The 13,112-nt window shown below is 57.6% G+C and carries 13 protein-coding genes; 6 read left to right on the top strand and 7 right to left on the bottom strand.

All coding sequences use genetic code 11. The annotated features are described in order from the left end of the window. Nucleotides 1-44: 44 nt before the first annotated feature. The 3 genes from rlmN (at nt 45) to RBB44_RS21145 (ending at nt 2,822) form a co-directional block, all read left to right on the top strand. Entirely contained in the window at nt 45-1,283 is a 1,239-nt protein-coding gene (rlmN, locus tag RBB44_RS21155; protein WP_306149679.1) for a 23S rRNA (adenine(2503)-C(2))-methyltransferase RlmN, read from the top strand. Between the two features lie 240 nt (nt 1,284-1,523). Next, nucleotides 1,524-2,162: an ABC transporter substrate-binding protein gene (locus RBB44_RS21150; protein WP_306149680.1), complete on the top strand. Its 639-nt coding sequence runs from the start codon at nt 1,524-1,526 to the stop codon at nt 2,160-2,162. Nucleotides 2,163-2,315: 153 nt separating this feature from the next. Continuing rightward, nucleotides 2,316-2,822, top strand: coding sequence for a hypothetical protein (locus tag RBB44_RS21145; protein WP_306149681.1), 507 nt, complete (start codon nt 2,316-2,318; stop codon nt 2,820-2,822). A gap of 72 nt (nt 2,823-2,894) precedes the next feature. On the opposite strand, the gene RBB44_RS21140 is transcribed toward RBB44_RS21145, so the two are convergent. Next, the gene (locus RBB44_RS21140) at nt 2,895-5,084 is read right to left on the bottom strand and encodes a xanthine dehydrogenase family protein molybdopterin-binding subunit (RefSeq protein WP_306149682.1); all 2,190 of its coding nucleotides are present in this window, start codon (nt 5,082-5,084) and stop codon (nt 2,895-2,897) included. Nucleotides 5,085-5,087: 3 nt separating this feature from the next. Beyond that, complete coding sequence (locus tag RBB44_RS21135) at nt 5,088-5,549, bottom strand: (2Fe-2S)-binding protein (protein WP_040451073.1); 462 nt, start codon at nt 5,547-5,549, stop codon at nt 5,088-5,090. 151 nt (nt 5,550-5,700) lie between these two features. Between RBB44_RS21135 and RBB44_RS21130 the strand changes: the two genes are divergently transcribed. Beyond that, nucleotides 5,701-6,321: a TetR/AcrR family transcriptional regulator gene (locus RBB44_RS21130; RefSeq protein ID WP_133952335.1), complete on the top strand. Its 621-nt coding sequence runs from the start codon at nt 5,701-5,703 to the stop codon at nt 6,319-6,321. A 21-nt stretch (nt 6,322-6,342) separates the two neighbouring features. Here the strand turns inward: RBB44_RS21130 and RBB44_RS21125 are convergent, their stop codons facing one another. Genes RBB44_RS21125 through RBB44_RS21115 form a run of 3 tightly spaced genes read right to left on the bottom strand, consistent with a single transcriptional unit; the run spans nt 6,343 to nt 9,470 of the window. Next, entirely contained in the window at nt 6,343-7,902 is a 1,560-nt protein-coding gene (locus tag RBB44_RS21125) for an efflux transporter outer membrane subunit (protein ID WP_306149683.1), read from the bottom strand. A 9-nt stretch (nt 7,903-7,911) separates the two neighbouring features. Beyond that, nucleotides 7,912-9,063, bottom strand: coding sequence for an HlyD family secretion protein (locus RBB44_RS21120; RefSeq protein WP_306149684.1), 1,152 nt, complete (start codon nt 9,061-9,063; stop codon nt 7,912-7,914). Next, the gene (locus RBB44_RS21115; RefSeq protein WP_306149685.1) at nt 9,060-9,470 is read right to left on the bottom strand and encodes a DUF3302 domain-containing protein; all 411 of its coding nucleotides are present in this window, start codon (nt 9,468-9,470) and stop codon (nt 9,060-9,062) included. The genes RBB44_RS21120 and RBB44_RS21115 overlap by 4 nt, the downstream gene beginning before the upstream one ends. A 241-nt stretch (nt 9,471-9,711) precedes the next feature. Between RBB44_RS21115 and RBB44_RS21110 the strand changes: the two genes are divergently transcribed. Both RBB44_RS21110 and RBB44_RS21105 read left to right on the top strand, forming a co-directional pair. After that, the gene (locus RBB44_RS21110; protein WP_209176187.1) at nt 9,712-10,932 is read left to right on the top strand and encodes an argininosuccinate synthase; all 1,221 of its coding nucleotides are present in this window, start codon (nt 9,712-9,714) and stop codon (nt 10,930-10,932) included. Between the two features lie 3 nt (nt 10,933-10,935). Beyond that, a complete protein-coding gene (locus RBB44_RS21105; protein WP_306149686.1) occupies nt 10,936-11,622 on the top strand; it encodes a hypothetical protein in 687 nt (228 codons plus the stop codon). Between the two features lie 47 nt (nt 11,623-11,669). Here RBB44_RS21105 and folK read toward each other — a convergent pair whose 3' ends face one another. Next, entirely contained in the window at nt 11,670-12,200 is a 531-nt protein-coding gene (gene folK / locus RBB44_RS21100) for a 2-amino-4-hydroxy-6-hydroxymethyldihydropteridine diphosphokinase (protein ID WP_306149687.1), read from the bottom strand. Continuing rightward, a complete protein-coding gene (gene folP, locus RBB44_RS21095) occupies nt 12,201-13,019 on the bottom strand; it encodes a dihydropteroate synthase (protein WP_306149688.1) in 819 nt (272 codons plus the stop codon). It abuts the gene before it with no gap. Nucleotides 13,020-13,112: the final 93 nt, after the last annotated feature.

Genomic DNA, 13,112 nt, shown 5'->3' with positions numbered 1-13,112 from the left:
GCAGGCGGCACGCTTTCGTGGCCGGACAAAAAACGGATCACAAAATGGCGGTTACGCTCGACATTGCGCGGGAAAATCCCAACGCGCAAACAGTTACAGGCATTGCAGCAACTCCGGGCGCAGATGACGACAAGCCGACGCTCATCGGCCTGTCGCGCGAGGAACTTGGCGAAGCTCTGGGAACGATCGGCGTGCCGCAAAAGCAATGGCGTATGCGGTCGTCGCAGCTGTGGCATTGGCTGTATGTGCGCGGCGTTTCCGACTTCGCGGAGATGACGAACATCGCCAAGGATTTGCGCGCCAAGCTGGATGAGGCGTTCACCATTGCCCGCCCGAAGATCGTGTCGGAACAGATCTCCGTCGATGGCACCCGCAAGTGGCTGTTCCAGTTTACGCCGCGCGGCGCCGGAAACCCTGTCGAAGTCGAAACCGTCTACATCCCGGAAGAAGGTCGTGGCACGCTTTGTGTGTCGTCCCAGGTCGGCTGCACCCTCACCTGCACCTTCTGCCATACCGGCACACAGAAACTGGTCCGCAATCTGACATCTGAAGAGATCCTGTCCCAGATCCTGATTGCCCGCGACCGGCTTGGAGATTTTCCGGATGCACATACGCCGCAAGGCGCGATCGTGCCGTCCGAAGGCCGTCTGGTCACAAACATCGTCATGATGGGCATGGGTGAGCCGCTCTATAATTTCGAGAACGTCAAAAAGGCCCTGCTCATCGCCTCAGACGGGGACGGACTGTCGCTCTCCAAACGGAGGATCACCCTGTCGACATCCGGCGTTGTCCCGGAAATTTTCCGAACAGGCGATGAAATCGGCTGCATGCTGGCGATTTCCCTGCACGCGGTCCGCGACGAGGATCGTGACATTCTGGTGCCGATCAACAAGAAGTGGAACATCAAGGAACTCCTGGACGCCTGCCGCAACTATCCGGGCCTGTCCAACGCCAAGCGCATCACCTTTGAATACGTGATGCTGAAAGACATCAACGACAGCAACGAGGACGCGCTGGAGCTGGTCCGGCTGCTGAAGGGCATTCCGGCGAAAATCAATCTGATCCCGTTCAACCCCTGGCCGGGCTCGCAATATGCCTGTTCCGACTGGGAGCGGATCGAGGAATTCGCCGACATCGTCAACCGGGCCGGTTACGCCTCTCCGATCCGCACCCCGCGCGGACGCGATATCTTTGCCGCCTGCGGTCAGCTGAAGTCGGCCTCTGAGCGCATGCGCAAGAAGGACCGGGATGCATTGGCGGCAAAAAAGGCTGCGGTTTATTGATGAAATCCGGGACTATCTCGTCCCGGTATCCAGTGGATCAAACCGCAGGATTGTTGCTTCCACCTTGCCAGCAAACGCCCGTGCACCAACTACAATCAATGTAGGGTTGCTGGGTGACAGAATATGGCCGGAAGGCAAGTTACACGCAGACATATAATTTTCGGTATTTGTTCAAGCCTCGGCTTTGGTCCGCTGACGGCGTCTATAGCTGCCCAACGATATATATTTGTAACCGCGGAAGTGCCGCCCTACTCCCTGCCATCTGATGAAGGCCGTACCGGGTTTGTTATCGACGTGGTTCGCGAACTTTTGTCGCGTCTGGACGCTCCTTTGGAAATCGTTTCGCTGCCTTGGCGCAGAGCCATGGAGACCCTGAAACAAGGCGAAAACGTCTTAATGGCGCCATTGGCCCGTACGCCGGATCGCGAGACGCGATACAAATGGGTCGTCCCGATCCTCACCGAAGAAGTCCGCCTTTACACCATTGACGACGGCCCCATCCTGACACTCGACGCTGCGCGCAAACTCCCCAGCATTACAGTACAGGGCGGGTCTGCGATGGAAGAGCTCGGGATCCGTCTGGGGCTTCAAAATCTGGACGTCGCGCCAGACAATTTTTCCATGGTGAAAATGTTGGCGTATGGCAACTCGAACGCAATGATTAGTTTCAGAATGCTGGCGCTCTGGTCGATGGAACGAGAGGGGCTCGATCCGGAGCGATTGGTTCCGGGCGAAGTCCTGGACCGGTTCGACGTTTCCATAGCTGCAACTCTCGAAACGCCTGAAGAAATACTTCGGCCGATCCGGGAGGCGTTTGACGTGATGCGGTCCGATGGCTCTCTTCAAATGATACTGGAGCGGTACGGTTTGGGATCATGACAGGAAGAGTTGCGTCGGACGCATTAGGGCTTTGCCAAACCGATCAGTTCCTAACTCATCTGTGAGTTGAACGTGACGCTTTCAATCCCCATGTCAAGGGTTGCCGGGGTTGGTCCCGGCTTTTCTGCCGAACAGAAACTCCCGGAGATCGTTATGACGAGTATTGATTACAGCGGCTCCCGCCGCCACGAGCCAAGTGCGCCGCACCTCCTACCTCCTCTTACCCCAACCACAGTCATCACTCTGCTCCTCGCCGGTTTGGTTGCCACCGGTGTCTGGGAAGTTTGGGCGCGGGGTGTAACACCTCTTTTGATCGTAGGACCCTTGGAGCCTGCGGGCCTTATCAAATCCAGTTTCGGGATATCCTCCAGTTTTCTGGCCGAGACGATCCACATAGCAACCGGTCTTATCATCTATCCGCTCGGTTACCTTTTTGTCGCGCAACCCATCGCCCGGCTTCTGCCGGTCGAGTTTCCCTGGTCACTGACAGGCGCTGGTTTCGGCATCGGCCTTTGGATCTTTGCCATGTATGTGATGGCGCACCTGGTCGCCGGCTTTCCAGCGTTTCTGGGTTTTGGGGATCTGGCATTTGCCTCGTTCTTTGGGCACTTGCTGTACGGCCTTGCCGTTGCCGGGATCGTTGCTCTGCGTAGGGCGTAACAGCGCTCTGATCCCATAACAGCAAAAAGGCCGCCTCAAGGGCGGCCTTTCGCATTCGTCATCTGATCCGTCCTAGACCAGACCGGCTTTCGTGAACGGCAGACTTGTAATCCACTCGTCCTTTGCAGCCGCAATTGCATTGGCCACAGCCGGACCAATTGGCGGTGTTCCCGGCTCACCGATCCCGGTAGGAGCTTCGGTCGAGGCAACGATGTGCACGTCGATTTCGGGCATATCGGAAATGCGCAACGACTCATAAGTGTCGAAGTTTGTCTCTTCGACATAGCCGTCGGAGAGCGTCACCTGGTTGCGCAAGATCGCGCCGAGACCATAGCCAATGCCGCCTTCAACCTGTGCACGGATGTTGTCCGGATTGACCGGAACACCGCAGTCGACGGCCGCTGTAACCTTTTCAACCTTGACCGTGCCATCCTCGCGGAAAGAGATCTCGACAACCTCCGCCACATAAGACCCGAAGGACTTGTGAACGGCAACGCCGCGATGACGGCCCTCCGGCAACGGCGTGTCCCAACCGGCCTTTTCGGCAGCCAGCTTCAACACATTCGTCTTGCGCGGATCGTCCTTGAGAAGCTCAAGGCGCAGAGCCACCGGGTCTTTGCCGGTTTCCTTGGCGATCCGGTCGATCATCGTTTCCATGACATAGGCTGTGTGGGTGTGCCCCACAGACCGCCACCATAGAACCGGCACCGGCGTTTCCTGGAATGCCTGATCCATGTTCATCATCGGGAACGAATAGGTCGTGTCGGATGCCCCTTCGGTCATGTTGTGATCCACACCATTCGGCATCAGCATCGGCTCAAAGGCAGTGCCCTTGATGATGGACTTCGCCGCGATGTTGTATTTCACCGCCGTGACGTTGCCGTCGCCGTCGAGACCAACCTTGATCTTGTGGGCTGACATTGGGCGGTAGTAACCGCCAGCCATGTCGTCTTCACGGGTCCAAACGATCTTCACCGGACGCGGCTCCATGCCGGCTTCCCGCATCGCCTTCAACAGGAAGGAAATCTCCGAGACTGGATGCGCATCCCCTTGCGCCCGGCGTCCGAAGGATCCACCGGCCCACAATGTGTTGATGCTGACCTTCTCGAACGGAATGCCGAGGATGGTGGAGGCAACGTTATGGTCGATGGTCGGGATTTGCGAGCCAAACCAGAACTGTGCCGTTTCACCATCGAATTCACCGACAATATCCAGCGGCTCCATGGCGCCATGAGCCAGGAACGGGAAATCGTATTCGATTTCCATAACCTTTGCCGACGCCTCCAAAGCAGCATCGACATCGCCATCTTCGCGAACCTTGAGGCCCGGCTTGGTGGTCATGTCCTTGAGTTCGGTCATCATCGCGTCGGTGGAGCGGGTCTCAGCCGCACTGTCGTCCCATTCGATCTCCAGAAGATCGCGCGCCTTGATGGCCGGCCAGGTGCTTTCTGCGACCACGGCAACGCCATTTGGGATCTGGAAGATGTCGACGACACCTGCGACCTTCTTGGCGTCAGTCGCATCGAAGGACTTGACCGTGCCGCCAAACCGCGGCGAACGCGCAACCGTTGCGGTCAGCATGCCCTCGCGATTGAAGTCGATGGTGTAGGTGTTCGGCGCACCAACCGTTTTGTTCTTGACGTCCTTGCGCGGGAAAGACTTGCCGATATAGACCCACTGGTCCGGTGTTTTCAGGGCCGGTTCAGCCGGAACATCTTCGTTTGCTGCCAAACCTGCAAGCTCACCGAGCGTTGCAGATTTGCCGGAGGAATGAGAAACAACACCCCCGGAAACGGTGATTTCACCGGCCGGCACACCCCATTCCTTGGCAGCCGCGGAGACAACCATTGCCTTGGCAGCGGCACCCGCCTGGCGGTACTGCATGAAGGCGTTCGGCATGGCTGTAGACCCACCTGTGCCCTGAACGCCGAACAGGCTGTTGGCATAAAGTTGTGGGTTGGACGGGGCCAGCTCCAGCACAATTTGCTCGTTCGATGCGTCGAGTTCATCGGCAACCAGTGTTGCCAGACCGTTTGCCGTGCCTTGACCCTTGTCGAGGTGCTTGGACAAAACAACAACCGTGTTGTCCGGCCGGATGTGCACAAACGGCTGAACAAATTCACCCGCATCGGCAGCGGCTTTCGCCGCGTTTGGCATCTTGGCGGCGATGATCAGACCACCAACTGCACCGGCTGACATTTTCAGGAATGTCCGGCGGCTCGGCTTGGGAGCTTCAAGGGGTTTTTGAAGGAGATGCAACATGACTTAGGCCTCCATCTTGTCGGCTGCGGCATGGATCGCCTTGCGGATCCGGGCGTAGGTCGCGCAGCGGCAGACGTTTCCGTCCATGGCGGCGTCGATATCTTCGTCGGTCGGTTTTGGAGTGTCGGTCAGAAGTGCCGTGGCTGCCATGATCTGACCGGACTGGCAGTACCCGCATTGCGGCACATCCAGTTCGTTCCAGGCTTCCTGAACGGCTTTGGCGGCTTTTCCGTTCACGCCTTCGATTGTGGTAATTTCGGCGCCCTCAAGGTCACCGACCATGGTTTGGCAAGACCGGATCGGCATACCGTCCCAGTGGACCGTGCAAGCACCGCATGATGCGATGCCGCACCCGAATTTGGTGCCGGTCATTCCGAGCTCGTCGCGCAGAGCCCACAGCAGAGGGCTCTCGGGATCCGCATCAAGCGTGCGCGTTTCCCCGTTAATTTTCAAAGTTACAGACATGAGGAGGCGTCTCCCTTGGCTGGCCTAGACTGGCTGAAGGATGTAAACTACACTGTGCAGTGTAATCTCTAGATCTGCATCTGTAAACGCCCTAGTTTACATAGGGCTCAAATTTTGGGAATAAAGAGCGATAAGAAGCGCTGGGTAAACAATGTCGGTATCCGACCAGAAAAAGAAACAAATCGTCGAAGCGGCCATCGCCGAGTTCCAGGAAAAAGGTTTTGCCGGTGCAAGCATGGACCGGATTTCGGAACGGGCGCAGGTTTCCAAACGCACCGTCTACAATCACTTTGAAAGCAAGGAAACGCTTTTCAAAGCGATCAACCAATGCCTGGCAGACCAGGTCAATTCAGCGCTTGAGGTCCCTTATGACCGGGACAAACCGATCCGCGATGCCTTGATCGAACTCGGCTGGGCCGAAGGCGAGCTTATGGTTTCGCCATGCTTCATGAACCTTGCCCGCATGGTTATGAGCGAAACGATCCGGGATCCGGAGCTGGCGGCGGACATGAACGCCCGCATGACAAAGCTCAGCATTTTCGCAGAGTTCATGGAGCGGGCGACATCCGATGGGCGTTTGTCGGTTCAAGATCCGGCCGTCGCGGCAGAACAGTTTCTCGGCCTCATCAAGTCCCGCAGCTTTTTTCCAAACATCTATGCCAATCGGGTCGCCGAACGCGACGAGATGGACAAGATCATCAACGAAAGTGTCGATCTGTTCTTGGCGCAATATGCTGCGCCTGAAACTGAAGCTGCAAAAAAGTCTGCTTGATCAGCTCATCGGGTCCTGATCCTAGCTTTTCCCCGAAGGTCCCGCAGGGTTATCCAGAAGCTGTCCCCAGCGTGTCCGGTCCGCCATTTGGGCCCGGGTTTCATCGGAAATGAGACCGCGGACGTTCTCTGGCGCCCAGCCACCACCGAGCCCCTTGTAAACCGCAACGAGGTTGGTCAGCACATTCGCTTCCGCAGCAATCAACCGCTCCTCGGCCACAAGCAGGCTCTTTTGCGCATCAACCACGCGATTGTAGGACGCAGTACCGTCTTCATACTGGGCTTCAACCTCGCCGACAGAACTGCGAGCCGCCCTCAAACTCCGCCGAAGATAAAGCGCCTGCTGCTTGGAACGTAAGAACCCGGTCAGCGCGTTTTCCACTTCCGCATAAGCGGACAGCACCGTGTTTTCGTAGTTCAGCAAAGCTTCCTGAAACTTGGCGTCTTGCACCCGGACATTGTTCTGGATCCGGCCGTAATTCAGGAAATTCCAGGAAAAACCGGGATTGAAGAGGGCTGCTGTCGCCCCGCCCGTGAAGAGATTCGAAAAATCATCTGCCCGTACACCGATCGCCCCGGCAATGGTGAATGCCGGGAAGAGATCCGCCTTGGCTACACCGATTTGTGCCGATTGGGCAGCTGCGATGTACTCGGCTTGGCGAATGTCGGGGCGGCGGCGCAACATGTCCGCCGGAACGCCGATCGCGACTTCCGCTGGCACCCGGGGAAAGCCTGACCGGCCGGAAAATCGGGCTTTCATTTTACCCGGCGGCTCGCTCAACAGCACACTCATGGCGTTGTAGGCCTGCGCAAGTTCAGCTTCATAGCCCGGAATGGCTGCCAGGGTATTGTTGTAAAGAACGGTCGCTTCATGAACATCCAACTGGGATGCAACGCCGTTTTCCAGCCGGAGCTGAGTAAGGTTCAGAGACTTTTTCTGAAGCGCCGCATTCTTCCGGCTCGAGGCAACGAGTTGTTGCAGCTCGCGGATGGTGACGTATGTCGCCGCAATATCCCCGGTGAGCGTCACCAGCGCATCGTCGTAGGACGCCAGGTTGGCGTTCAAATTCGCTTTGGCAGATTGAACGTCCCGGCGGATCTTGCCCCAGATGTCAATTTCCCAAGCCGCGTCAAACCCTGCAGAAACGCGCGAGATGTGACTGTCCACCAGTCCGGCCCGCTCAAGATCACGGATGATCGGATCCTGCGTGCTGAACCGGATGTTCTCCGAGTTCCCTTTCAACTGCTGGACCTGAGGAAACAGCTCGCCGCGCGCAATGCCGAGCTGGGCGCGCGCCTGATAAACCCGGACACCGGCTGCCTGCAGCTCAACGTTCTGACGGTAGGCCTCCGCGATCAGGCCATTCAGCGTTTCGTCCTTAAACACATGCCACCACGGCACGGAGGCAGCGCTGCGGGTGGTAAAGCCGGTGCGGTGATCAACGGTGAGGTTTGCGCCCTCACCCCAACTGTCGAGCGCCGGAGCCTCGGGGCGCTCAAAATCCGGACCGACCATACATCCGGACAGGAGAGCGGCGCCTGCAACGCTGGCAATCAAACCCAATTGTCGAAACACGCTCACCGTCATCACCTACACATCAAACGGGATGATGAAATTCACCCAGGCATACAACCGCATATTGACCCGGCGCAGCACGGATACCCATTCACCGCCGCCGCCCGTATAGATCGCCGCAGCTCCATGAGCCCCGCCCGGAAATCGCTTCAGCGCCGGATCTTTATCCATGACGATCTCAACCGCAAATCGCCCCTGCGGATGCATGAACAGGAAGTTCGGCACATTTCCGCTCGGCTTGATCTGACCTTGCCCGGTCCCTTCCCAAATCGCCTTCACTTTTCCGGTAAACACCTGCCCGGGATAAATATCCAGGGCAACTTCAACCGGTTGGCCGGGCTCGACGAATTTTAGGTGTTCCTGATAAAAGGTCCCAAGGAAATAGGGATTTGCATCCGCAACAAAGGCGGCGATGGATGCGATCCGGAAGCCACCCACAACAAGTCCGGGACGCGCCTGCTGACTGATGATCCGGCCGTCCTCCGGCGCATAGATGGTGGTCTGATCAACATAATACTGCGCCTGGTCGACCTGGGCTTGAGCTGCGGCCACCTGGGCATTCACACCATCGATTTGCGCCGCGACAGCGAGCTGCGCTTTCGTCACATTCGCTTCTGCCTCGGCGACTTGCGCTTTTGCCCCAGCCAATTGTGCCGTCCATTGATCCAGCGTTTCCTGGCGCGCGCCGCCTTTCGGAACAAGATCCGTATAGCGCTTGACCTGCTCAGCGGCGAAAGTTTCATTGGCCTCAGCCTGTGCCAGCTGGTCCTGCGCGAGAACGACATCTTCTTGAAGGATCAGCGCATTTTGCTGCGCCTCGACAAGGTTGGCCTGCGCTTCTGCAAGCTGAGCGTCATAGAGCGTTGATTCAAACTGATAGAGTTTGTCGCCCTTCTTTACCGGCTGGTTCTGAGTGACGAAGACCTCTTGCAACAAGGTCGGATGCGGCAGCCGGGGTGCGATCTGGATCGTCTGGCGGATCACATGTCCGTCAATCGTGTAAGGCGCGAAGAAGCGCAGGAACACGACCAGAAGAAACAGGACGTGAAACCCAACCCAGAAGGTCACCACACCCCAGGCAACGTTGAACTTCAGAAGTTTGAACTTGTAGAAAACCAGCCAGGCAAAGATGCCATAGGCCCCAAGGATCAGAAGGGCAATCGTCATGCCGCGCCCCCGGGCTTGGGCTGCTCTTCTGATTGCGCGCTGACTTGAGTCTCGGCTTCACCGGTGGCACTGGACAGGACCGGCGTCGCTGACAACTGATCCGCCCCTCCATCCCCGGCGTCTTCGTTTGCCTTGATCTCACTCCCCTTCGGAAGCTTGCGAATGTCGATCGTCAGGGAATCGTGGTAGGACCACATCAACGCGTGAATCCAGGGAAAGACCGTAAACAGGCCAATCCAACCGCCCAGTTTCACGGATTCAGCATGCGGGTGCTTGCGCTTTTCCGCGAGTTTGCCTGGAAGACCGCCCAGCGTGATCATGACATAGAAGAAGGCGACAACCGCCAGAACACCGATCAAGAAGGTCAGGTAATCATAGCCGTCGAGCTTGAAGTCAATCAGGTTCATGGGTCCTCCGCGCCAGCCCCCACATGGTTAAGCTTCGCCCTTCCGACACCCTCAGACGCCCGGCTGGCAATTGCAACCCTTCTTGCGGCCTGCTCCACGCGTGTTTCAAGCGAAGGATCATTGAAACGGCGGTCTTTTGCACACTTCTGGGGCTTGCGCGGCGAATAGAACCGGCTAAATTGCCGCAAAATTTCAACGAAGCGGACCTTTCCGCACAACTCACGAACTGGATCCTCCCTCAATGGCGTATGGTGACATCAAGAAAGTCGTGCTGGCCTATTCCGGCGGCCTCGACACGTCCATCATCCTGAAATGGCTGCAAACCGAACTCGGCTGCGAAGTGGTGACTTTCACGGCAGATCTCGGTCAGGGAGAAGAGCTGGAACCGGCGCGCAAAAAAGCCGAGATGATGGGCATCAAGGAAATTTACATTGATGACCTGCGCGAAGAATTCATTCGCGACTTCGTCTTCCCGATGTTCCGGGCCAATGCCGTTTATGAAGGTGTCTACCTGCTCGGCACCTCGATTGCCCGTCCGCTGATTTCCAAGCGCTTGATCGAGATCGCCGAAGAAACCGGCGCCGATGCGGTTGCCCATGGCGCAACCGGCAAGGGCAATGACCAAGTTCGCTTCGAACTCTCCGCCTATGCGCTTAACCCGGACATCAAGGTGATCGCGCCATGGCGGGATTGGACCTTCAAGTCCCGGACCGACCTCTTGGACTTCGCCGAGAAAAACCAGATCCCGGTGCCGAAAGACAAGCGCGGCGAAGCCCCGTTCTCAGTGGACGCAAACATGCTGCACTCGTCTTCCGAAGGAAAGGTTCTGGAAGATCCGAACGAGGAAGCGCCGAATTATGTGTTCCAGCGCACTGTTGACCCAACCGAAGCCCCGGACGTTGTCACAGAAATCGAGATCGGCTTTGAAAAAGGCGATGCGGTTTCTCTGAACGGCGAAAAAATGTCCCCGGCCACATTGTTCGCAAAGCTCAACGACTATGGCCGCGACAACGGTATTGGCCGCCTGGACATGGTTGAAAACCGGTTTGTCGGCATGAAGAGCCGCGGCATCTATGAGACCCCGGGCGGCACGATCCTGCTGCAGGCGCACCGCGCCATGGAATCGATCACGCTCGATCGCGGCGCAGGCCATCTCAAAGACGAGTTGATGCCGCGCTACGCCGAGCTGATTTACAACGGCTTCTGGTTCTCACCTGAGCGGGAAATGCTGCAGGCTCTGATCGACAAGAGCCAGGAGCACGTGACTGGCACCGTTCGCCTGAAACTCTACAAGGGCAACGTGATCGTTGTCGGCCGTGCGTCGCCCTATTCGCTCTATGCAGAAGAGCTGGTAACCTTTGAGGATGACCACGGCGCCTACGATCAAAAAGACGCTGCCGGATTCATCAAGCTGAACGCTCTGCGCCTGCGCACGCTTGCCAAGCGCAACCGGCTCGGCTGAGCCATGAACACACCCGCCGCAACCCGCTTTTCCGAAAAGCTTGTTGCGGCGGGTTTTCTTTTGGTCGGTGGTTTTCAGCCGGACAGCAAAGACCATGTTCCGGAGATCAGCGCCGGTTCTGCACCCAAATCACTGCTGATTATCGGCAGCACCGGCCCAAGCCTATGGCAAGTTTTCAAGGCAGCACCGGAAGCTCAGGACGGCCAGCCGGATCCGATGGATCGATATACACGGCGGGTGTTGAGCAATCTTGCGGACGACTTTGGATTCCTGCCGCTCTTTCCGTTTGACGGCCCGCCCTATCATCCGTTTCAAAAATGGGCTTTGAAGTGCGGAGGGTTCTCCCAGAGCCCGTTTGGACTTCTCACGCACACAACATACGGGCCTTGGGCCGGGCTCCGGGCCGCCTTTCTGTCCACCAATGAGCTGGACACCTCAACTGGCGAAGACACTCCTGGTCCTTGCATAACATGCCAAGAAAAACCCTGCCTGACGGCCTGCTCGGTCGACGCCATTCAATTGGACACCGGCTATGACGTCCCACGGTGCCTTCAGTATCTCGGCAGAACACCGGATGCCGGATGCTGGACCGGATGCGAGGCCCGCAAAGCCTGTCCTATCGGCCAGAACCACGCGCCGGACGCGACGAACGGCCGCTTTCACATGCAGAGTTTTGTAGGATTAGCCTGAGGTCGGGCTGAGGCCGTAAAGCAATCAACCAAAGTTCCGACCGGTCATCACCCGGATATCTTCACCACGCCATCCTGATCGGGGCAGGTTGTCAGAGCATCCGCGGCTGTCTGACCATCCGACAACGGCGCATCCGGCCAGATTTCGGCAAGCGGGATCAGAACAAAGGCGCGGTCTCCCATGCGTGGGTGCGGCAACTCCAGATCGGGCTCGTTGACGGTCCGGGTTCCGTAAATCAGGACATCAATATCTATGATCCGCGGCCCCCAGCGAACTTCGCGGACCCGGCCCAGCTCGGTTTCAATGGCAAGACACCGCGCCAACAGGTCCTGAGGCGATAAGGTGGTATCGACGACTGCACAAATGTTCCGATAGTCGTCCTGTGGTACCGGCCCCCAGGGCGGTGTGCGGTAATCGGACGATCTGGCGACAACCGTAATTCCCTCACTGGCGTCCAGATGCTCCAGCGCTTTTTTCAAATGCGCGGCCGTGTCGCCTATGTTCGACCCGAGGCCGAGGGCACATCGGGTCGGTGCAGCCACTTCGGCCGTAACAAGGTTTGTTTGATGGAGGGTCATTTATACGGGGTTCCGTTCCAGTCGTGTTGCCTCCGATATACGCACACAATCGGCATGTGGACGTACGTCATGAACTCTTATTATTGAAGCACCCTTCATAACGGCTGTCATATGCACGGCGATGGAGCCAAAAAGCCGTTCCTCGGTCTCAACGCCCAAAACCGCGCCGATCATGCGTTTCCGCGACGCGCCGGCAAGAATGGGCAGGCCGTGCTTATGCAAGGTCTCCAGCCGGTTCAAAATGAGAAAGTTCTGATCAATGGTTTTGCCAAAACCAAATCCTGGGTCGAGGATCTGCTTGTTTTCCGCGATGCCAGCCCGCTCAGCCAACGCCATGGACGTTTCAAAGAACCGGTCGATGTCAGCGAGGATGTCGATGTCGGCATCGGCATAATCACGGTTGTGCATCATCACGACCGGCACACCGAGCTCGGCAACCGTGTCGGCCATCGCCGGATCTTTTTGCAGGCCCCAGACATCGTTGACGAGCGCGGCACCTGCAGCACCAGCCCGACGTGCGATCTCCGCCTTATAGGTGTCGATCGAGACCGGACACCCAAGCTCGCAAACGGGTTCTAAAATCGGTGCAAGCCGGGACCATTCGTTCTCTAGCGCAACCGGTTCAGATCCGGGCCGTGTGCTTTCCGCGCCAATGTCCAATATGTCGGCCCCATCGGCGATCATGGACCGGGCATGCTCAAGTGCCTTGTCCGTCGCATCGAACCGGCCGCCATCGGAAAAGGAATCCGGTGTCACGTTCAAAATGCCCATCACATGGGCCCGGCTCTCCGGCAAGGTGTAGGCAGCAGCTTTGGCCATCAGTCGTCCTTCATCGTCCACCAATTGGACCAGAAGCCTCGTCTGATGCCCCGCTCTTGACGGCAGGTCAAGCAAATGAATCCCGCAATGCGC

Source organism: Roseibium sp. MMSF_3247 (assembly GCF_030733765.1).
Lineage (GTDB): Bacteria > Pseudomonadota > Alphaproteobacteria > Rhizobiales > Stappiaceae > Roseibium.
Note: the sequence above shows the minus strand (reverse complement) of the source record. Positions and strands in the feature narration are given on the sequence as shown.